The sequence below is a fragment of the Kutzneria sp. 744 genome (assembly GCF_000568255.1).
In the GTDB taxonomy this organism is placed as follows: domain Bacteria; phylum Actinomycetota; class Actinomycetes; order Mycobacteriales; family Pseudonocardiaceae; genus Kutzneria.
Genome location: NZ_KK037166.1, coordinates 6,477,524 through 6,497,296, shown reverse-complemented (window position 1 = coordinate 6,497,296; position 19,773 = coordinate 6,477,524). Strand labels below are relative to the sequence as shown.

The 19,773-nt window shown below is 70.2% G+C and carries 19 protein-coding genes and 3 pseudogenes; 2 read left to right on the top strand and 20 right to left on the bottom strand.

Features of this window, described 5'->3' with window-relative positions:
• Positions 1–4: 4 nt before the first annotated feature.
• Positions 5–765: pseudogene (locus tag KUTG_RS29515) on the bottom strand (cytochrome c biogenesis CcdA family protein); the annotation flags it as partial.
• Between the two features lie 134 nt (positions 766–899).
• Here KUTG_RS29515 and KUTG_RS29510 point away from each other — a divergent pair.
• Positions 900–1,412: a DUF1990 family protein gene (locus tag KUTG_RS29510; RefSeq protein ID WP_232241024.1), complete on the top strand. Its 513-nt coding sequence runs from the start codon at positions 900–902 to the stop codon at positions 1,410–1,412.
• A gap of 116 nt (positions 1,413–1,528) precedes the next feature.
• On the opposite strand, the gene KUTG_RS29505 is transcribed toward KUTG_RS29510, so the two are convergent.
• The 14 genes and pseudogenes from KUTG_RS29505 to KUTG_RS29445 form a co-directional block, all read right to left on the bottom strand.
• On the bottom strand, positions 1,529–3,568 hold the full coding sequence (locus tag KUTG_RS29505) for a phosphocholine-specific phospholipase C (protein WP_043731056.1): 2,040 nt from the start codon (positions 3,566–3,568) through the stop codon (positions 1,529–1,531).
• A 104-nt stretch (positions 3,569–3,672) separates the two neighbouring features.
• Positions 3,673–4,272, bottom strand: a complete 600-nt coding sequence (locus KUTG_RS29500) for a TlpA family protein disulfide reductase (RefSeq protein ID WP_043721345.1) — start codon at positions 4,270–4,272, stop codon at positions 3,673–3,675.
• A pseudogene (locus KUTG_RS29495) lies at positions 4,269–4,875 on the bottom strand (histidine phosphatase family protein). Before KUTG_RS29495 ends, KUTG_RS29500 begins: the two are co-directional and overlap by 4 nt.
• Positions 4,876–4,895: 20 nt before the next feature.
• Positions 4,896–6,213, bottom strand: a pseudogene (hemL, locus tag KUTG_RS29490) (glutamate-1-semialdehyde 2,1-aminomutase).
• Positions 6,214–6,502: 289 nt separating this feature from the next.
• A complete protein-coding gene (locus KUTG_RS29485; protein ID WP_198047350.1) occupies positions 6,503–7,987 on the bottom strand; it encodes a sensor histidine kinase in 1,485 nt (494 codons plus the stop codon).
• Complete coding sequence (locus tag KUTG_RS29480; RefSeq protein WP_043731054.1) at positions 7,984–8,688, bottom strand: response regulator transcription factor; 705 nt, start codon at positions 8,686–8,688, stop codon at positions 7,984–7,986. Before KUTG_RS29480 ends, KUTG_RS29485 begins: the two co-directional genes overlap by 4 nt.
• 41 nt (positions 8,689–8,729) lie before the next feature.
• On the bottom strand, positions 8,730–10,244 hold the full coding sequence (locus KUTG_RS54035; RefSeq protein WP_084579944.1) for an efflux RND transporter periplasmic adaptor subunit: 1,515 nt from the start codon (positions 10,242–10,244) through the stop codon (positions 8,730–8,732).
• A gap of 147 nt (positions 10,245–10,391) precedes the next feature.
• Positions 10,392–10,595, bottom strand: coding sequence for a hypothetical protein (locus KUTG_RS54030; protein WP_052395559.1), 204 nt, complete (start codon positions 10,593–10,595; stop codon positions 10,392–10,394).
• Between the two features lie 694 nt (positions 10,596–11,289).
• Entirely contained in the window at positions 11,290–11,727 is a 438-nt protein-coding gene (locus KUTG_RS29470; protein ID WP_043721343.1) for a hypothetical protein, read from the bottom strand.
• Positions 11,728–11,741: 14 nt separating this feature from the next.
• Complete coding sequence (locus KUTG_RS29465) at positions 11,742–12,971, bottom strand: ABC transporter permease (RefSeq protein WP_043721341.1); 1,230 nt, start codon at positions 12,969–12,971, stop codon at positions 11,742–11,744.
• Positions 12,971–13,702 (bottom strand): ABC transporter ATP-binding protein, encoded by a 732-nt coding sequence (locus KUTG_RS29460; RefSeq protein WP_043731052.1) that lies wholly within the window; start codon positions 13,700–13,702, stop codon positions 12,971–12,973. The genes KUTG_RS29465 and KUTG_RS29460 overlap by 1 nt, the downstream gene beginning before the upstream one ends.
• A gap of 15 nt (positions 13,703–13,717) precedes the next feature.
• Positions 13,718–14,215 (bottom strand): efflux RND transporter periplasmic adaptor subunit, encoded by a 498-nt coding sequence (locus tag KUTG_RS29455; protein ID WP_157494851.1) that lies wholly within the window; start codon positions 14,213–14,215, stop codon positions 13,718–13,720.
• A gap of 384 nt (positions 14,216–14,599) precedes the next feature.
• Positions 14,600–15,196 carry an efflux RND transporter periplasmic adaptor subunit gene (locus KUTG_RS29450; protein ID WP_198047349.1) on the bottom strand — a complete coding sequence of 199 codons (597 nt, stop codon included), beginning with the start codon at positions 15,194–15,196 and terminating at the stop codon, positions 14,600–14,602.
• A 139-nt stretch (positions 15,197–15,335) separates the two neighbouring features.
• Positions 15,336–16,463 carry a sugar ABC transporter substrate-binding protein gene (locus tag KUTG_RS29445; protein ID WP_232241496.1) on the bottom strand — a complete coding sequence of 376 codons (1,128 nt, stop codon included), beginning with the start codon at positions 16,461–16,463 and terminating at the stop codon, positions 15,336–15,338.
• A gap of 132 nt (positions 16,464–16,595) precedes the next feature.
• Between KUTG_RS29445 and KUTG_RS29440 the strand changes: the two genes are divergently transcribed.
• The gene (locus KUTG_RS29440) at positions 16,596–17,243 is read left to right on the top strand and encodes a TetR/AcrR family transcriptional regulator (RefSeq protein WP_084579938.1); all 648 of its coding nucleotides are present in this window, start codon (positions 16,596–16,598) and stop codon (positions 17,241–17,243) included.
• Here KUTG_RS29440 and KUTG_RS29435 read toward each other — a convergent pair.
• The 5 genes from KUTG_RS29435 to hemB all read right to left on the bottom strand — a co-directional run.
• Entirely contained in the window at positions 17,240–17,557 is a 318-nt protein-coding gene (locus KUTG_RS29435) for a hypothetical protein (protein WP_052395556.1), read from the bottom strand. The genes KUTG_RS29440 and KUTG_RS29435 overlap by 4 nt on opposite strands.
• A gap of 13 nt (positions 17,558–17,570) precedes the next feature.
• Positions 17,571–17,993: a DUF3093 family protein gene (locus tag KUTG_RS29430; RefSeq protein WP_043721337.1), complete on the bottom strand. Its 423-nt coding sequence runs from the start codon at positions 17,991–17,993 to the stop codon at positions 17,571–17,573.
• Positions 17,990–18,433 (bottom strand): hypothetical protein, encoded by a 444-nt coding sequence (locus KUTG_RS29425; RefSeq protein WP_157494850.1) that lies wholly within the window; start codon positions 18,431–18,433, stop codon positions 17,990–17,992. Before KUTG_RS29425 ends, KUTG_RS29430 begins: the two co-directional genes overlap by 4 nt.
• A 32-nt stretch (positions 18,434–18,465) precedes the next feature.
• Complete coding sequence (locus KUTG_RS29420) at positions 18,466–18,984, bottom strand: hypothetical protein (protein ID WP_157494849.1); 519 nt, start codon at positions 18,982–18,984, stop codon at positions 18,466–18,468.
• Positions 18,981–19,773 (bottom strand): porphobilinogen synthase (hemB, locus tag KUTG_RS29415; protein WP_043721330.1); only part of this gene is annotated, 793 nt, incomplete at its 5' end. The genes hemB and KUTG_RS29420, both read right to left, overlap by 4 nt.

Below are 19,773 nucleotides of genomic sequence, written 5' to 3'. Positions count from 1 at the left end.
CGCCATTCGTCGCGAAGTTGTCCTGAATGATCGCGAGCAGCTGGCCCCACAGCCGAAGACCAGCAGCACGCCCACGACGATGAGCAGGCCGCCGCCGGCCAGCTGGACGCCCCGCACGTGCCGGCGCAGCCAGCCGGTGACCCGCACCGCCCAGCGGGCGCCCATGGCGATCAGCACGAACGGCACGCCCAGGCCGATGCAGAAGATCAGGATGAGGAAGATGCCGCGCAGCGCGATCGGGCCCACCGGTGTGCCGGCGGTCAGCGACAGCACCCCGCCCAGCGTCGGTCCGACGCACGGAGTCCAGCCCAGCCCGAACACCGCGCCCAGCACCGGCGCGCCCAGCAGGCCCACGCGCGGCTTGCGGTGCAGGCGCAGATCCCGCTGCAACATCGGCACCAGGCCCACGAACACCAGGCCCATCAGGATCGTCACCACGCCGCCGATGCGCTGCAGCCACTCCGCGTTCAGCAGCAACAGATCCGTCAGCCCGAACAGCGTGACGGAGCCGATGGTGAACACCACGGTGAAGCCCAGCACGAACAGCCCCGAAGCCCCGACCACACGCCAGCGACCCGCCTTGGCCGGCTCGTCGGCGCTCACCGCCGGGGCGTCCGCGCCGACCAGGCCGGCCAGGTACGCCAGGTAGCCGGGCACCAGCGGCAGGCAGCAGGGAGAGGCGAACGACACCGCGCCGGCGAGCAAGGCAACCGCCGCGGCCAGCAACAGCGGCCCCGACGTGGCTAGCTCGGCCAGCGCGTTCACTCGACCGAGAGTAGGTAGTGGCCCAGGTCACCGAGCAACCGGGGCAGGTCACCGCCCGTTTTCGGCGCGATGTGCTACCCGGTTTGCCGGCCGCGACCTCGGGGCATCTGATCTTTGTGAAGGACAATGGGCCGGTGACCGTCCAACTGCTGTCCGCCGCCCGTGCCGCCGAGCTGAAAGCGGCCCCGTTCACCTACGCCGAGGTCGGGGCGACCGCCGGCGCGCTGCCGGCCGGTTACCGCACGATCAGCCGTCGCGTGCGGCTGTCCACCGGCTTCGACGAGGCCGCGGACCGGCTGTTGGGCTGGCGGCCACAGGTGGCGACTGGGCTGCGGGTGCAGGCGTCGTCGGCCCGGGTGGAGCCGGATGCCGTGGTGGTGCTGCGGTTGGGCCCGATCCAGGTGCCGTGCCGCGTGGTGCACGTCATCGACGAGCCGACCCGGCAGGGCTTCGCCTACGGGACGCTGCCGGGGCATCCGGTCAGCGGCGAGGAGGCGTTCGTGGTGGAGCGGGCCGACGACGGAGCGGTGTCGTTCGTGGTGACGGCGTTCTCCCGCCCGGCGACGCTTCTGGCGAAGCTGGGCGGCCCGGTCGGCCGCCTGGCGCAGAACCTCCTCACCGACCGCTACCTCGCCTCCCTCAACTGACCCCACATGTGGCCCACATTCGACTTCCGGCGTCGAATGTGGGCCACATGTGGCAGAAAAAGGGAGAGAGGCGAAGGGGAAGGGCTGGGCGAGGTGGGGGCGGGGCGGCGTGAAGGTCAGCCGGTGATGCTGGGGCGGCCGTTCTCGATGTGGCCGCTGTAGCGGCGCAGGAAGACCGGGTCGGCGTCGATGGTCACGCTCAGGTCGTACCAGCCCTCGACCGGCGCGAAGGTGTGCTCGACGGTCTGGCCGGCGGCGACCGAGAAGCTCTGCCTGCCGCTGCCGTAGTAGTTGGTCGTGACGGTGAACTTCACGGCCGCGGCGCTGGGGTTGGTCAGCGCCAGCTTGAGCTTGAAGTCGGAGGTGTAGCCGGCCACGGCGTCGATGGCGCCGGCCTTGTTCACGTCGGCGGCGAACTGCCAGCGGAAGCGGTTCGGGCCGTGCACGGCGACGTTGTACTTGTAGCCGTAGCTCCAGATCTTCCACGTGTCGCTGACCTGCTGGCCGGCCGGCACGTCGTACTGCCACGGGCCGTCGGTCTTGCCGTCGGCGCGGAACGCCCACAGCTGGAGGTCGCCGGCGCCGTAGTTGGCGAAGGTGGTGGTCAGCGTGCCCTTGTCGGCCGAGAGCGACGTGGTGGCGGCCGGCTGGTAGGGCAGCGGCCGGGCCGGGCGCGTGCCCTGGTCCTGCAGCGGCGTGACCTGCTTGCCGGTGGCCGGCGGGGCCGGCTTGGGCAGCTTGGTCTCGGTGTCGTCGGCGATCTTGCGCAGCGCGGCCGTGTCCGGCAGCAGCGGGATCGCGGCGTTCTTCGTGGCGAAGTCGAAGCAGCTGGTCAGGTCGCCGCAGATGGCCCGACGCCAGTCGGTGATGTTCGGCTCGTGCACACCGGTCCACTGCTCAAGGAAGCGGATCACCGAGGTGTGGTCGGCGACCTCGGAGTTGATCCAGCCGCCACGGCTCCACGGCGAGATCACCGTCATCGGCACGCGGGCGCCGAGGCCGATGGACTTGCCGCTGATGAACTCGCCGGCCGTGCCGGCCGGGGCCATCGGCGGCGGCACGTGGTCGAAGAAGCCGTCGTTCTCGTCGTAGTCGATCAGGACCACGGTGTTGTCCCAGAGCTTCTTGTTGGCCCACAAGGCGTTCAGCACGGCCTGGGTGTAGGCGGCGCCGTCCACCGGGCGCGCCTCGGGGTGCTCGCAGTAGCCGTACGGGGCGACGATCCAGGACACCTTGGGCAGCGTGCCGGCCGCGCAGTCGGCGATGAAGTCCGACAGCACGTGGTTGACGTCCTTGCCCTTGCCGGAATCCGGCTCCCACGTCTGGAACACGCTGGCCCGCCGGGACAGCTCGCTGTTGTAGTCGGCGTGGTACTGCTCGAACAGCCACAGCGGGTTGTCGCCGTAGTCGCCGACGAACGGGTGCGCCCCGTCGTCGCCGACCTCCTTGTTTGCGTACACCTTCCACGACACGCCCGCGTCCTGCAGCCGCTCGGGGTAGGTGGTCCAGCGCAGCACGCCCTTGTAGTCGGCCGGGTTGTAGTTGACCGGGCCGCCGTACTTGCCGTCGGCGTCGATGGTGCCGCTGAACAGGTACAGCCGGTTGGGCGTGGTCGGGCCCTGCACCGAGCAGTGGTAGGCGTCGCACAGGGTGAAGGAGTCGGCCAGCGCGCGGTGGAACGGGATGTCCTGCTCGGTGAAGTAGCCCATGGTCATCTCGCCCTTGGCGGTGATCCACGAGTTGTTGGCGCCGCCGTTCATGGCCAGGTGCTGGTCGTCCCAGCCGTGGCCGAGGTCGCCGAGGTCCTGACCGTCCACCTTTTTGGTGTCCACATGGAACGGAAGCAGCGCGTTGCCGTCGCTGCGCAGCAGGTCGTACTGGTGGTAGATGTCCTTGCCGCCTGCCTGGATCACCGCGCTGCGGTCGGCGAAGCCGCGGGTGCCGCGCATCGTGCCGTAGTAGTGGTCGAAGGAGCGGTTCTCCTGCATCAGGACGACCACGTGCTGCACATCGCTGATGCGGCCGCGGCGGCGGGGCTCGGCCAGCGCCTCGGCCATGCCGGGCGGCAGCGCGCCGAGCGCACCGGCCGCCGCGACCGTTCCGACGGCGGCGCCGAGGAACCGACGCCTGGTGAGGTGGGAGTTCGAGTCGGCCATGGACATGCTCCATCCGTGGTGGGGCGGGACCGAACGCGAGGTTAATTGCTCGAAAGCGTTCGGAACACCCGTCATACGAACGGAAACGTGCGGTGAACTGGGCCCTACTTCTCGGCGATGAGTTGCTTCACCTTGGACAGCAATTCGTCGCGCTCAACCGGCAAAAGCGACACCCAGGCCACCCGGTGCTGACGGTCGAGCACCAGCGTCGACGGCGTCGTGGTGCGGGGATAACCCTGCAGCACCAGCAGCGACCGCCCCGGCGGGTCGAAAATCGACGGATAGTCCAGTTTGGCGTTGTGGTAGAAGTCCAGCGCCGCCGACTTGTCGTCGCGCACGTCCACGCCCAGCACCTGCACGCCCTGGTCCTTGGTCTCGTCGTAGACCTGCTGGAGCTGCGGAGCCTCCTTGCGGCACGGTCCGCACCAGGCGCCCCAGATGTTGATCACGACGATCTTGCCGGTGTACTCGCTCAGCTTCACCTGCTGGCCGTCCTGGAGCAGGCTGTCGCCGGACAACTCCTTGAGCGGCTGGCGTTGCTGGCCGGTGTAGTCGATGTGGGTCTGCCCGCCGGGCGCAGTGAACTGGAACGTGCCCTGGCCCTGGATGACGGCGTCCTTGCCGGTGGTGCAGGCGGCCAGCGCGGCCATCGCGGCGACGGCGACGGCGACGCGCTTGAACCGAGCGACTCCCTTGTCGCTCATGCGCCCGTGACCCTCGGGTCGGTGCTGCCGGCCGGCTCCGAGTAGCTGACCCGCACCAACATCTCGTCCTCGAACGTGAGCGTGGTGAGCGAAGCCAGCGAGCACTGCCGCTTCCGCGGGTCGTGCCACATGTGCTTGCCCTCCAGGAACAAACGCGTGGTCCAGACCGGGAGCTGGTGCGACACGCAGACGGCCTCGTGGCCGGCGGCGGCGGCGCGGGCGCGGTGCACTGCGCCGAGCATCCGGTGGGCGATCTTCAGGTACGGCTCGCCCCAGGACGGCTCGAACGGGTTCCGCAGCTTGGGCCCAGTGCTTCGGCGAGCGCAGCGCGCCGTCGCCGACGGAGACCTTCAGGCCCTCGAACTGGTTGTCCGCCTCGATCAGCCGGTCGTCGGTGACCAGTTCGAGGCGGTGCGAGGCGACGATCGGGCCGGCGGTCTGCTGGGCCCGTTCCAGCGGCGAGGCGACCACGTGCACGATGTCGCGGTCGGCCAAGTGCTCGGCGACCCGGATGGCCTGCTTCTCGCCCTGCGCGGACAGCCGGAATCCGGGCAGCCGGCCGTACAGGATGCCGGTCGGATTGTGCACCTCGCCGTGGCGCATGAGGTGTACAAGAGTGCGAGTCACTGGCCGTCCTCCTTGGCCGCGGCGGCGGCCGCCGCGGCGTGCGGCAGCGCCTGCTCGATGACCTCGAACGCGGCGTCGTCCATGGCGGCGTTGACGAACCACGCCTCGAAGGCGCTCGGCGGCGGGTAGACGCCCCGGTCGAGCAGGGCGTGGAAGAACGGCGGGAAGCGCCAGGTCTGCGCCGCCTGCGCGCCGGCGTAGTCGCGGACCGGCTCCTCGCTGAAGAAGACGCTGACCAGGTTGCCGGCGTACTGCACCTGGTGGGCCACGCCCTCGGCGGTCAGCGCGTCGTCGAACAGCTCGCCCAGCAGCCGGGCGTTGCGGTCCAGCTTGCGGTAGACCTCGTCGTCGGCCAGCCGCAGCTGGGTCAGGCCGACGGCCACCGCCACCGGGTTCCCGGACAGCGTGCCGGCCTGGTAGACCGGGCCGCTCGGGGCCAGCTTGCCCATCACGTCGGCACGGCCGCCGAAGGCCGCCGCCGGCAGGCCGCCCGACATCACCTTGCCGAACGTGTAGAGGTCGCCCGGCACGTGCTCCAGGCCGTACCAACCGGCCTTGGAGACACGGAAGCCGGTCATCACCTCGTCCATGATCAGCAGCGCGCCTCCTGTGTGGCAGGCCTCGCGCAGGGCCGCGTTGAAGCCGGGATCCGGCGCCACCGCGCCCATGTTGCCCGCCGCCGCCTCGGTGATGATCGCCGCGATCTCGCCCTCGTTGGCCTCGAACGCCGCCTTGACGGCCTCGATGTCATTGTAGGGCAGCACGATCGTGTCGGCCGCCTGCGCGCCGGTGACACCGGGGCGTCGTCGGCAGGCCCAGCGTCGCCACGCCCGAGCCGGCCTGGGCCAGCAGCGCGTCGACGTGACCGTGGTAGCAGCCGGCGAACTTGACGATCTTGCGGCGGCCGGTGAAGCCCCGGGCCAGCCGGATCGCGCTCATCGTCGCCTCGGTGCCGGAGTTGACCAGGCGCACCTGCTCCACCGGCGCGACGCGGGCGATCAGCTCCTCGGCCAACAGCACCTCGCCCTCGGTCGGCGTGCCGAAGGACAGGCCCGCCGACGCCGCCCGCTGCACCGCCGCCACGACCTCAGGGTGGGCGTGGCCCAGGATCATCGGGCCCCACGAGCTGACCAGGTCGACGTACCGGTTCCCGTCGGCGTCCCACAGGTGCGGGCCCTCGCCGCGAACCATGAATCGGGGCGTGCCGCCGACCGAGTGGAAGGCCCGCACCGGCGAGTTGACCCCGCCCGGCGTCGCCTTGGCCGCCCGGTCGAACAGCGCACGGGAGGTGTCCACGCTGGCTGCTTGCTCGATCGTCACGACCTCCAGTCTTACAGGTGACGCCACGTGGCCGCCGTCACAGTGCTGTTGCGCCGCGTTCCGCGGCGGCGGTTCGCCACGGTGACACCGTCACGGCGACGGTGCCGGGAGCCGGCACCAGCGCGGCGGTGATCCAGACGGTTCGCATACCCACGAGGACGACCCGGCCGGGCGGTGGTTGAGCCGCCAAGGCGCGACCGCACCCGGGCCCGCCCCTCGGGGCGAGGCCGCTGATCTGCTCGAAACCGCATTTCGGTGTGCCGCAGAGCGTGACTCGCGGGGGTCAGGGTTGTTGGGGTAGGAGGACGCGGAAGGTGGCGCCGTCGCCGGGGGCGGTGTCCAGCTCGACGCGACCGCCGTGGGCGGCGACCAGGGCGGCGACGATGGCCAGGCCCAGGCCGGTGCCGCCGTTCTCGCGGCTGCGGACGGCGTCGGCGCGGTAGAAGCGCTCGAAGATGCGCTCGGTCTGCTCGCCGGTGAGACCGGGGCCCTGGTCGGAGACCTCGACGACGGCCATGGGCCGACCGGCGTCGTCGCGGCGGGACAGGCGGACGTCGACGGGGGTGGCGGCGGGGGTGTGGGTGATGGCGTTGTTGACCAGGTTGCTGAGCACCTGGCGGAGCCGGGCCTCGTCGCCGAGCACGGTGAGGGCGCTGCCCTCCTCCTCGTCGGGATCGATGGCCACGTCGAGGTGCAGCCCGATCTTCCGGTCGGGGTCGAGCACCCGGGCGTCGTGCACGGCATCCACGGCGATCACGGTCAGGTCGACCACCCGCTGCTCCAGCGGGCGCTGCTGGTCGAGCCGGGCCAGCAGTAAGAGGTCCTCGACCAGCAGCCCCATCCGGGCAGCCTGGTCCTCGATGCGGCCGAGCACCTCGGCGACCTCGGCGGTGGAGGTGACCGCGCCCTGCCGGTACAGCTCGGCGTAGCCACGGATGGAGGTGAGCGGGGTCCGCAGCTCGTGCGAGGCGTCGGCGACGAACTGCCGCATCCGGTTCTCCGAGCGGCGGGCGGCCTCCTCGGACTGCTGCCGGGCGGTGAAAGCCTCCTCGATGCGCCCCAGCATCACGTTGAGGGAGTTGGCCAGCCGCCCGACCTCGCTGCCCGGCCGCCGCACCGGAACACGCCGGGAGAGCTCGCCGGTGGCGATGACGTCGGCGGTCTGCTCGACCTCCTCCAGCGGCCGCATGCTGCCGCGCACCAAGGCATAACCGAGCCCGGCGACCAGGACCAGGGCCCCGAGGCAGATCATCAGCGACCGGATCCGCATGTCGGTCACGGCGGTGTCCAGGTCGCGCTGGTCGGTGGCGACCACGATCTCGATGTCGCCCTGCCGCGAGGCCTGCACCCGCCAACGCGGGCCGCCGTCGTTCTGCGACAGCAGCGTCACGGCCGAGCCCTCGGCCAGCTGACCCATCGGCGGCAGCTCCGGCCGGGAGCTGCCGTCGTCCGAGGGCGTGGTCAGCTCGCGGGAGTCGGTGGGTGTGCGCAACACGACCAGGCTGCGGCCGGGCAGCCGGAAGCCGGGCCGGAACCCGGGGGGCCGCGGCCGGTCGATGCCGTCCTGGGCCTGCCGCTGGGTGGACACCAGCATGGTGTGCAGCCGGTTGTCCATCTGGCCGTAGAGGTAGTTCTCCAGGACCTTGGACGTGATGAACCAGGCCCCGAACAGCGCCACCGCGACCAGCAGCACCAGGCCGGACACCAGGTGCACCCGCAGCGGCATGCGGCCGAAGTAGCCGCGGAACCACTTCAGGACGCGAGTCATGTCGTGGACTGCCGCAGCACGTAGCCGACGCCGCGGACGGTGTGGATCAGGCGCGGCTCCACGTCGTCCACCTTGCGGCGCAGGTAGGAGATGTACGACTCGACCACGCCGGCCTCGCCGTTGAAGTCGTAGTGCCACACCTGGTCCAGGATCTGTGCCTTGGACAGCACCCGGCCGGCGTTGCGCAGCAGGAAGTGCAGCAGCTTGAACTCGGTCGGCGACAGCTGCACGAGGCGCCCGGCCCGGCGCACCTCGTGGCTGTCCACCTCCAGCTCCAGATCGGCGTAGCGCAGCCGGTTGTCCGGCGGCTCCGGCTGCGCCTTGGTCCGCCGCAGCACCGCGTTGACCCGGGCGATGACCTCCTCCAGGCTGAACGGCTTGGTGACGTAGTCGTCGCCGCCGATGGTCAGCCCGGTGATCTTGTCCTCGGCCCCGTCCCGCGCGGTCAGGAACAGCACCGGCACGCCCAGCCCGCCCGAGCGCAGCCGCCGCACGACCTCGAAGCCGTCCCGGTCGGGCAGCATCACGTCGAGCAGGATCAGGTCCGGCCGCTCCCGCTCGACGCTGCGCAGCGCGTCGGTGCCGGTGGACGCGGTGTCCACGTCGAATCCGGCGAACCGAAGGCTCGCGGCGAGCAGCTCCCTGATGCTCGGCTCGTCCTCGACGACGAGCAGCCGGCTGCGCTTGCTTGGCTCGGGCATAGGCACATACTGCTCCACCCCGGAACCGAGCGTGTCGGGCTTCACCTGCCGCCCCGGCCTCCTGTCGCGCCGCCGCCACCCGCAGTGCCCGTCCCACCTGGGCGGAAGCCTCCGCCGCCGCCTGTCAAGCCGCGGGCGCCGGCGCCGGTGGTGGCCGACGGCAGGGCCTGGCTCAGGTCGGCCAGCACGACCTCGTCACCGGCGTTGATGCCGCCGGTGATCTGGGTGACGGTCGCGCCGATCACGCCGACGGTGACCCGCTTGCTGGCCGGCGTGCCGTCCACCAGCGTCGTCACGAAGCTGGTGGCGCCGAGGGTGTGCACGGCCGAGGTCGGCACGGTGACGGCGGCCTGGGCGCTGCCGAGCGTGATCGCCACGGTCGCGGTGGAGCCGGCGAACAGGCCGGTGCCGCCGCCGTCCAGGGAGATCGTCACCGGGAAGCCGGACGCGCCACCGGTGGTGGTGCTGGCCAGCGCGCCGATGGCGACGACCTTGCCGGTCAGCGGCTTGCCCGCGCCGTCGGGGGTGACGGTGGCCGGCTGCCCGGGCTTGACCTGGCCGACCTGGTTGTCGTTGACCGAGGTGGTGACCTGGTTGCCGCCGGTCCCGATGACCACGATCTTGGCGGTGGTCGAGTTGGCCGAGGCGCTCTGGCCGCTGGCCAGGTCGACCTGGGCGACGGTGCCGTCGATCGGGCTGACCAGGCTGGCCGCGGCCAGGTTCTGCTGGTTGGCGGCCAGTTGCGCGTCGGCCGCGTCGACGGACGCCTGGTCGGCGGCGATCTGGTCGGCCGAGGGCGGCGTCGACGAGCCGCCACGAGATCCGCCTTGGCTGCCGCCGGTGCCACCAGAGGGCGTTTTCGTTGCGGTCGAGGAAGAAGACGAGGACGACTGCTGCACGGCGGTCGCCGCCTGGCCGAGGGCCGTCGACAGCGACGCCTCGGCCTGGCTGAGCGCGGTCTCGTCGGCGGCGGTCTTGGCCTGCGCGTCCTGAACCTGCTGCAACAGATCGGTGCAGTCGGTGACGCTCACCGGCGGCGCGGCCGGCGGGGGCGGGGTGGTGGACGTCGGCTGGGTGGAGGTCGACGTCGAAGTCGGATCAGTGGTCCCCGCAGGCGGAGTGGACCCGAGCTGCTTGATGATGTCCGGGCAGGTCGTCTGCGCCTGCTTCAGCGCCGCGCCGGCCAGCTTGAGGTCGGCGTCCACCTTCTGCTGCGCCCCGCGCACCGCGTTCTGCCCGGTGGAGATGGACTTCAGCAACGGGGTGAGCTTGGACGACGAGCCCCCGCCCGATCCCCCGCCCGAAGGCGTCGACGGGGTCGGCACGACCGTGGTCTGGCTGTTCTGGTCGGCCGCCAGCTTGGCCTGCGCGGTGGCCAAAGTGGACTGGGCCGAGCTGAGCTGGCCCGACAGGGTGGTGGTGTTCAGCTGCGCCAGCACCTGCCCGGAAGTCACCGTGTCGCCCTGCTTCACGCTCACGGTCGCGACCTGCCCGGTGACCGGGAAGCTCACCGTGGCCTGGGAAACCGGCTGCACGGTGCCGGTGCCGGTGAGCACCGACGTGACCTTGGCCGGGCCGGCGGTGGTGGTCCGATACGAGGGGACGTCGCTCCTGGTCGCGGCGTAGGCCGCCGCCCCGCCCCGAGCAGGACCAGCACCACGATGCCGATCACCACCCGGCGGCGGAACCCTCGTCTTTTCGGCTCAGCCGTTGCCATTGCCACCACCATTACCGCCGCCGCCGTTACCCCCACCGTTGCCGCCGCCCCGGCCGCCGCCGAAACCGCCGCGACCGCCACGGAAGCCACCGGTGCAGCCGTTGGGACCGGCCTTGCTGACGGCGATGGAGGTCGCCGCCACCGCGCCGGTGTCGTCGGCCTTCCCTTGCGCCGCAACGCATGCGCCCACGACGAGCGCGGGCGGGATCGGCGGTGACGGTCTTGGTGTACGTCGTCGCCGAAGCTGGAAGCGCGCAGCTGAAGTGGCCACTAATGGCATCAGAATTATCGTAGTCAGAGTATCCCGTTTAATGAATGCTAATGCCCCGTGCGCTGCGGGTGTTGGGTCATGGGATGCGCCCCTTATGTTGTTCAGACTGGCCGTTAATCTCCCTAATTTTCTCAGGCTGCTCCCGTTCGTCCCATACTGTGAAGGGTATATGGGCCATTACCCAGTCCCCGTGCGCTGAAGAAACCCTCCTAGCGCGAGCGAAAGTAGATACTGGCTTAATCCAGGGACCCGGATTTACGACGCGGAGAGGGGTCGACGGGAGGAGCAATAGTTATGGTCTTAAGATCGCTATAAACCTCAACTAGTAGACGATAACCCCCTTTGGATCGAATGAATGGTTCCACTGTTGCGACGGACTAGCTTTCCTTCCGTGCCTTCACATGACGTGCATCGCTCTCACTACGCTGGCCGTCTAGAGGTGCCACGCCCTAAGCTTGCTCTTTGGCTAACCCTTGTACCAAGCTGCTACTCAACGCAGGGCGGTGAGTCGTATTTCTTGCGTCTAAGGAATGTCATTTTAGTCCTTGGAGTTGAAGTCGCACCTGATGCTGAACGAGTGCTGGAAGTCACAAGAATTTTATACTTGGATTGTCTAGCCCTGTATAATGTGTTCGAGGGCACTGGCGCCTCTGGTGCACCCGTCGGCCCCGGCCTGGGTGATCGTCACGGCGGTGGCGCCGACCGGCTGCCCCTGGCCGGTGGAGGTGCCGACCACGCTCACGCAGGCCCCGGAGGTGACGTCGGCCAGCGTGCCGGCCACCGAGTTGGTGATCTTGGTGGAGCCGTCGTAGGTGACGGCGGTCTGGCCGCTCTGCGGGTTCTGCACCTGGAGCGTCTGGCCGGACACCGCGGCGATGCTGCCGAACACCCCGGGCGGCGCGCCGCCGTTGCGGTTGCCGCCCGGGGTCTGCTGCTTGCCGCTGGGGTTGCCGGCCGGCGCGGCGGGCGAGGAGCCGCCGCAGGCGGCCAGCGTGAACGCCAGCGCACCGGCCAAAACGCCGAGGGCGGCCTTGCGGATCTGCACGGACATCGTTGGGCTCCAGCTCATTCGCTACGGAGTGCGTCGATCGGGGCCAGGCGGGCGGCCCGGCTGGCCGGGTACACGCCGAAGGCCATGCCGATGGCGATCGAGGTCAGGATGGCCAGCACGGTCGCGGTCGGGGACACGGTGATGGTGGACGAGATCAGCCCCGGCAGCACCAGCGCGCCCACGATCCCCAGCAGCGCGCCCAGCAGGCCGCCGGCCAGGCCGAGCACGGACGCCTCGACCAGGAACTGCCGGCGGATCAGGGTGGGGCTCGCGCCCAGCGCCTTGCGCAGGCCGATCTCGCGGATCCGCTCGGTCACCGACACCAGCATGATGTTCATGACCCCGATCCCGCCGACCAGCAGGGACAGCGCGGCCACGCCGCCGAGCAGGATGGTCAGCGTCTTGCTGACCGAGGTCGCGGTGGACAGCAGCGACTCCTGGCTGGCGATGGTGAAGTCGGCGGCGGTCGGGTCGGTCACGTGGTGCAGGGTCAGCAGCTCCTGGTTGGCCTCCTGGTAGGCGGCCGACAGGGTGTCCGCGGACGTCGCTTCCACGTATATCGACTGTACGGAGGTCCGGGTCGACCCGCCGAAGATCCGGTCGGAGGCGGTGCTGATCGGCACCACGGCCTGGTCGTCCTGGTTCTGCGCGGACGAGGTTCCCTCGGAAGCCAGCACGCCGACCACCGTGAAGGGAATGTTCCCGATCGTCACCGTGCGGCCGACGGGATCGGCCCCGCCGAACAGCTCCTGGGCGGTCGACGGGCCGAGCACGACGTTGGCCGCTTCGCCGCTGATGTCCTGATTGGTGAGGAACCGTCCCACGTCAACGGTTCGCGCCCGCACGCCCAGCCAGTCCGGGGTGGTGCCGACGACCGAGGTCGTCCAGTTGGTGGAGCCGGCGGTCAGCGACTCGGAGCGGCTGTTGCTCGGGGCCACGGCCTGGATGTCCGGCGCGACCGACTTGTCCCCCAACGCCGTCGCGTCGCTGGCGGTCAGCGACACCGAGGTGCCGGAGCCGCCGCGCACGCCGCCGGTGGTCGAGCTGCCCGGCGTGACGACGAGCAGGTTGGTGCCCAGGGCGTTGATGGCGCTGCTGACCTGCTGCTGCGCCCCTTCACCGAGGCCGACGGTGAGGATCACGGCCGCGATGCCGATGAGGATGCCGAGCATGGTCAGCCCGGACCGCAGGCGGTGCGATCTGATTGCGTCCCAACTGGTCCGCAGCGTTTCCAGCCATCCCATCAGGCACCCCCGACAAGGTTGCTGGTGTCCGACTCGATGAACCCGTCCCGCAGCCGCACGACCCGCTGCGCGCGGGCGGCGACGTCCTCCTCGTGCGTGATGAGCACGATGGTGTGGCCGGCGCGGTGCAGGTCGGAGAAGACGTTGAGCACGTCGGCGGTGGCCTTGGAGTCCAGCGCGCCGGTCGGCTCGTCGGCCAGGATCAGCGACGGCGCGTTGACCAGGGCCCGGGCCAGCGCCACGCGGGACTGCTGGCCGCCGGAGAGCTCGGTCGGCTTGTGCTCCACGCGGTCGCCGAGGCCCACTCGCTCCAGCTCGGCGACGGCCCGCCGCTTGCGCTCGGCCTTGGGCACGCCGGCGTAGCTCAGCGGCAGCTCGACGTTGCGCCAGGCGGTGAGCGAGGTGAGCAGGTTGAACTGCTGGAACACGAAGCCGATGCGCTTGTTGCGGATCACCGCCAGCTCGTTCTCGGACAGCCCGCTCACGTCCTCGCCGGCCAGGAAGTAGCTGCCGGCAGTGGCCACGTCCAGGCAGCCGATGATGTGCATCAGGGTGGACTTGCCGGAGCCCGAGGGCCCCATGATCGCCACGTACTCGCCCTCGTCGATACGGAGCGAGACGCCGCCGAGCGCGGCCACCTCCACCGAGCCGGTCTGGTAGATCTTGGTGACGTCCTGGATGCCGATGACCGTCTTCGGCCCGCCGATCACCGGTGGGATCGGCGTGGTCATGTCGAGGCTCATGGCTCAGCCGCCGTTCCCCTGCGGGGCCCCGCCGGTCGCGCCGCCGCCGCGTCCGCCGCCACCGAAACCACCGGCTCCACCGCCGAAGCCGCCGGCCCCGCCCCCGAAACCGCCCGTGCCGCCGCCGAAGCCGCCGCGGCCGGTTCCGCCGGTGCCGGTCCCGGTGCCGCCCCGGGTGGTGCCGGTTCCGGTGCCACGGCTGGGTGCCACGATCTGGTCGCCGTCGTTGAGGCCGCTGACGATCTGGGTCTGGCCGCCGGACGTCATGCCGGTGGTGACCTGCTTGGAGACCTGCTTGCCGTCGGACATCTGGTAGACGACGGCATTGCCGCCCTCGTAGTGGATCGCGGCCGTCGGCACGACCACGGCGTCGGTGACCTGCTTGACCGTGATGGCCACGGTCGCGCTGGCCCCCGGGTGCAGGCCGGTCGGCGTGCCGGTGACGGCGATGGTCACCGGGTAGCTCGGGACCGTGGCCGAGGAGCTGGCCAGCATCGCCACCGAGGTGATGAAGTCAGGTCAGCGCGCTCTTTGAGTGAGTTAGCAGCAGAACAGAGAGTCAGCGCCCTACACTAATTAAAACCCCCGTCATGCTACATGTCTATATTTTGGGTTTGACTGTACTGAGCGGGCTAAATAACTTGAGCGCCGCTCAAAGTGATCAGATAGAAGGAACCTTTCAATACACCACTAAACGGTTGACAGACCCGGGTGGGATACTAGGCCGGAGGCCAGCGGGTGTTAGGGGATGAGAATCTTGCCTTCTGTTGTCCAGTGGATACTTTATGCCGCATACTATCATTCCTGGGGTACGTAGCTACGAGAAGCTTGGCTGTATGCAAACTGAGTATGGTTGAGGAGGTCGGATGCATAGACGTGAGTGTGCTATAAATAATTTGTACGTTCGCCCGAGCCCGAGCCGTTCGACGACGTGCTGCCGCCGGAAACCTGTTGACCCACCGTCAGGTTCACGGATGCGACCGTGCCGTCGATGGGCGAGGTGAGCGTGGCTTCGCCCAGGGCGTTCTGGGCGTTGGTCAGGGAGTTCTGCGCGGCGGTGACCGCGGCCTGGTCGGCGGCGATCTGCGCGCTGGAGGCGCCGGCCGTCTGGTCCGAGCTCAGCCGGGCCTGGTCGGTGGACACGGTCGCCTGCGCCTCGGCGACGTTCGCGGCCAGCGCCGCGGAGTTCACGGTGGCCAGGGCCTGGCCGGCGGTCACCTGCTGGCCCACGGTCGCGGTGACCCCGGTGACCTGGCCGGAGACGGCGAAGTTCAGGTTCTGCTGCTGGGCCGGCTGGATGGTGCCGGACGACGAGACGGTCTGCTTCAGCGTCGCGGTGGTCGCGGTGGCGAAGGACGTCGTCGTGGCGTCGGCGGCCGGTCTGGTCGCGGCCCACGCCACGCCACCGCCGGTGGCCACCACCACGGCGGCCACGATGATGATCACCCGCCGTCTGGTCAGGCGCAGTCGAAATCTCGACAACACGGGTTCCTCACTCTGCTCGCTTCCCTGCCTGGGGGAGCGCGGCAGCTTCCATGCCCCAGGGCGGTGTCCACCTCCGATCTTCTGTGTTCACCCTGTCACCAGACTGGACGCTGCCTGTGAGTTGCCTGAAGGTGGCTCAGCCGGTCTTTCCCCAGGCCGCCCGATATGCGCTGCGGAAGTCGATTGTCGGCTTGTAGGCGTTGTTGGACGGCGGGTTCACCTCGTCGTCGATCAGCTGCCAGCCCAGTCCCGAGTCGGCCGGCTCCCGGCCGAGGAACAGGCTGTTGACGGTGTCGACCGCGGCCCAGCCGTACCAGTCGGACGGGATGATGGTGACCGCCGAGACGCCCTGGTGCTTGCGGATCAGGTCGAGCTCCGGCTCGAAACCCTCGCCGCCCATGACGTACAGCGAGGCCGCGCGGTTGACCTTCATCACCGCCGGGCTCACCGCGGCCAGCGTGGCCGCGGTGTACGGGCTCTTCACGGCGTTGGCGTCCGGGTGGTCGCGCAGCGCCTTCTCCACCTCCGCCTCGGCGTTGGGCCCGGTCAGGTCGGCGGCCTTGATGTCCACCTCGCCGACGACGGAACAGGTGGCGCACTTGGCGATGGTGTTGCGGAAGCCCTGGATGACGTGCCGGATCGAGGTGAACTCGTTGTCGGTCACCAGCACCACCTTGGCCGACCCGTTGGTCTGGGCGATGATGGTGTTGGCCTGGTCGGCGCCGTAGAGGTCGGAGAAGTCGTCGATGTTGCGGTTGACCGGCGGCCCGAAGTCGACGTACGAGCTGAACAGCGACGGGCCGTTGCCGCCGAACAGCGGGTCGTTGCAGTCGAAGGCGAAGATGCCGACCACCTTGATGCCCTTGGCCTTGGCCTCGGCCAGCGGCTTGGCCACCACCGGGCAGTCCACCGCCACCAGCACGATGCCGGACACGCCGCTGGTCACCGCCTGCTCCACCAGCTCGGGCCAGGACTGCGGGTTCAGCTTGCCGTCGTAGATCTGGGCGTCCCAGCCGATCGCCTTGGCCGCCTCCAGCACGGCGTTGGCCGGCACCACCGAACTGATCGCGTTCTGGCCGGAGGAGATGACCGCCAGCTTCTTGCCCGGGGCCGCGGGCCGAGGCTGGGCCGAGGGCTCGTGGTAGGTGCCGCTGATGGCGGCCTGGGTGGCCTGCATGGCCTGCGCGCTGTAGTCCACCGAGGACTTGGTCGGCTTCGGTGTGCCCGACATTCCGGAGCAGGCGGTCAGCGCCAGGGCGAGCACGGCGGTCAAGGCGACAAGTCGAGTGGAGGACAACGTGGACCCTTCACGTTCGTACGGTAAATGACCGTTCATATACCCCGGGACGTCCTACCGGTTGTCCGCCGCCGCGGTCAAGTGGGCGACTATTGACCGATGACGAGTGTGGAGACCCTGCGGTCCCGCGACAGACTGCTGGCCGCGGCCACCACGCTGTTCTACGAGCGCGGCTTCCTGGCCACCTCCGTGAAGGAGATCACCCAGGCCTGCGGCTTCACCCAGGGCGCGCTGTACAACCACTTCCCGTCCAAGGACGAGCTGCTGTACGTCCTGGTGCTGGACATCCACGCCGAGCTCGAACGGCACACCAGCCGGGCCCGCGCCACCGCCGGCGACGATCCGGTCGACCAGTACGCCGCCCTGGTCGCGGTGCACGTCGCCGCCCACGCGCAGTACCGGGAGCGCTCGCGGGTCGGCAACCACGAGTACCGCTGGCTCACCGGCGCCCGGCTGGAGGATGTGAACGCCAGCCGCCGCCGCCTGCGCGACGAGCTGGCCGATGTCCTCACCGCCGGACAGGAAGCCGGCGTCTTCGACCTCGTCGGCGGCTCCGCGGCCACCACCGCGCGGGCGGTGTTGGACATGTGCGGGCTGATCAGCGAGTGGTTCCGTGACGACGGTTCGCTCACGCCGACCGAGATGCACCGCCGCTACATCGAGCTGGCGCTGCGCATGGCCGGCGGGCCGTCGACCCCGCGGACCTGGCCGGTGCTGCCCGCGCCGCCGGTGCTGCCCAAGATCTAGGCGGCCGGGGGCTCCGCGGACTGCACCGGCGGCAGCGGATTGCTGTCACGGGTGCGCAGGGCCAGCACCAGCTGCCGGCCGGCGCCGACCAGCAGCAGCGCCGCCAGCGTGCCCAGGCCGACCGCGCCGGCCATCCAGCTGCCGACGAAGCGGGTCGACACCAGCTCCGGTGTGCCCTGGCCGGCCGGGAGGTCGTACGTGACGATCCCGTGCTGCCAGCTCCACACCGCGGCCAGCACCGCGAGCGCGGCGACGACCACCAGGCCGCCCGCCACCGCGGCGCGCCACGGCTGGTTCAACCGGGGGCTGCTCATGCACACCAGCGTCTCACGCCGCCAACATGGCCTGTAGCGCCGCCCTCAGCTCGTCCGGGCGACGGGCCCAGGCCAGCACGATCTTGCCGTCCTTCAGTCGCAGCGGGACCGCGCCGGTGCCCTTGGGCGTGCCCCAGCCGCCGCCGAGCACCTTGGCCGCCTCGGGCTCCTCCTCCTCGACGGCGGCGATGTCCGCGACCGGCAGCTCTTCCTCGCCCAGGCGCAGCACCTCGTCCGTGAGCGACACGGACCGCAGCCGGCGGCGGGCGGCCACCCAGAGCGCCCACACGCCCGCGAGCAGCACCGCCGCCAGCGCCCAGCCCAGCACGTGCACCGTGCCGGTCATCGCCTCGACGCCGAGGCCCAGCAGCGCGAAGCCCGGCGCCCACAGCACCGGCCAGAACGACGAGCCGGGCTCGGCATAGCGAACGGTCACACCGCCAGGCGCTTGAGCTCGGCGAAGTAGGCGTTGGAGCGCGGCAGGTACAGCAGCAGCAGGCCGAGCACGCCCAGCAGCGTGCCGGCGGCGATGAGGCCGAACAGCAGCTGGGACAGCAGCTCCAGGAACACGACCACGGTCAGCAGGATGCGCACCCGGCGGTTGGCCTTCATCAGCAGGTACACGCCGGCCGCGGCCAGCACTCCGATGATCAGCGCGCTGAACTCGCCGACGGTCAGCAGCCCGCTGACCTGGTCCCGGGTGATGGTCTTGGGCAGGTTCACCATCGCCGCGTCGACCTGGGCCTGGTGCATGCTCATCACCCACGCCGACCCGCCGAGGTAGACGACGGCCGACAGGGACCAGAGCACGACGGCGGTGCTGACGATCCTTGGCCGGTGGGCGACGTCCTGCTCGCCCGATTCGTCAATGGTCACGGCCGCACCGTACACGCGCCCCACCAGCACAGTCAGCGCGGGAACTGGTCCTGGCGCGGTTGTTGTGGCATCGCGATGTGCGCGGCCATGGCCCGGAAGTAGTCGTTGGACGGGCGCAGCCACATCGACACCAGCGCGGCCACGTCGACCACCAGCCCGAGGGCCGACAGCGCCACCTCGGTCGGGTCCACGGTGAGGCCCTGGGACTCGGCCAGGCCGCCGGCGAGGCCGACCATGCCCAGCGCGCCCAGCACCACGAAGATGACGCCGAAGAAGGTGAGCAGCACTCGGGCCCACGCCTTGCCGACCCGCATCTTGTTGGCCACCACCACGTACAGCGCGACGATGCCCGCGCTGAACAGCAGGCCGAGAAGGATCTCGCCGTTGACGGCCGCCTCGACCTGCTGCATGGTCAGCGCCGGGTCGACGCCGCGGACCTGGTCGCGCAGTCCCTGACGGTCGGCCAGCACCACCAGCGACCGGACGGCCGACAGCAGCGCGCTGACCACCCACAGCCAGCGCGCCACGTCGACCGAACGAGGAGCGGTCACGCGGACAGCCAGTGCGCGGCCTCGGCGGCCCAGTAGGTGAGGATCATGTCGGCGCCGGCCCGGCGGAACGAGGTCAGCGTCTCCAGGATGGTGCGCTGCCGGTCCAGCCAGCCGTTGGCCGCCGCGGCCTCGACCATCGCGTACTCGCCGGACACCTGGTAGGCCGCGACCGGCACCTCGGAGTTGTCCGCGACGACCCGCAGCACGTCCAGGTACGGCAGGCCCGGCTTGACCATCACGATGTCCGCGCCCTCGGCCACGTCCAGCGACAGCTCGCGCAGCGCCTCCCGCGCGTTGGCCGGATCCTGTTGGTACGTCTTGCGATCACCCTTGAGCTGGGACCCGACGGCCTCGCGGAACGGGCCGTAGAAGGCCGACGCGTACTTGGCGGTGTAGGCCAGGATCGCGGTGTCCAGGTAGCCGGCCTCGTCCAGTGCCTCGCGGACCACGCCGACCTGGCCGTCCATCATGCCGCTGGTGCCGACCATGTGCGCGCCGGAGCGGGCCTGCTCGATGGCCATGTCGGCGTAGACGCGCAGGGTGGCGTCGTTGTCCACGGCGCCGTCGGAGTCGAGCACGCCGCAGTGGCCGTGGTCGGTGAACTCGTCGAGGCACAGGTCGGACATCAGCACGGTGTCGTCGCCGAGCTCGTTGCGCAGGTCGCGCAGGGCCACGTTGAGAATGCCGTTGGGGTCGGTCGCACCGGAGCCGACGGCGTCGTGGGTCAGCGGCACGCCGTACACCATCAGGCCGCCGACGCCGGCCTGCACGGCCTCGACGGCCGCCTTG

Coding starts and splice junctions, on each gene's coding strand:
- KUTG_RS29505 (WP_043731056.1), bottom strand. CDS start 3,568: ATGGCCGACTCGAACTCCCACCTCACCAGGCGTCGGTTCCTCGGCGCC.
- KUTG_RS29500 (WP_043721345.1), bottom strand. CDS start 4,272: ATGAGCGACAAGGGAGTCGCTCGGTTCAAGCGCGTCGCCGTCGCCGTC.
- KUTG_RS29485 (WP_198047350.1), bottom strand. CDS start 7,987: ATGACTCGCGTCCTGAAGTGGTTCCGCGGCTACTTCGGCCGCATGCCG.
- KUTG_RS29480 (WP_043731054.1), bottom strand. CDS start 8,688: ATGCCCGAGCCAAGCAAGCGCAGCCGGCTGCTCGTCGTCGAGGACGAG.
- KUTG_RS29470 (WP_043721343.1), bottom strand. CDS start 11,727: ATGTCCGTGCAGATCCGCAAGGCCGCCCTCGGCGTTTTGGCCGGTGCG.
- KUTG_RS29465 (WP_043721341.1), bottom strand. CDS start 12,971: ATGGGATGGCTGGAAACGCTGCGGACCAGTTGGGACGCAATCAGATCG.
- KUTG_RS29460 (WP_043731052.1), bottom strand. CDS start 13,702: ATGACCACGCCGATCCCACCGGTGATCGGCGGGCCGAAGACGGTCATC.
- KUTG_RS29440 (WP_084579938.1), top strand. CDS start 16,596: ATGACGAGTGTGGAGACCCTGCGGTCCCGCGACAGACTGCTGGCCGCG.
- KUTG_RS29435 (WP_052395556.1), bottom strand. CDS start 17,557: ATGAGCAGCCCCCGGTTGAACCAGCCGTGGCGCGCCGCGGTGGCGGGC.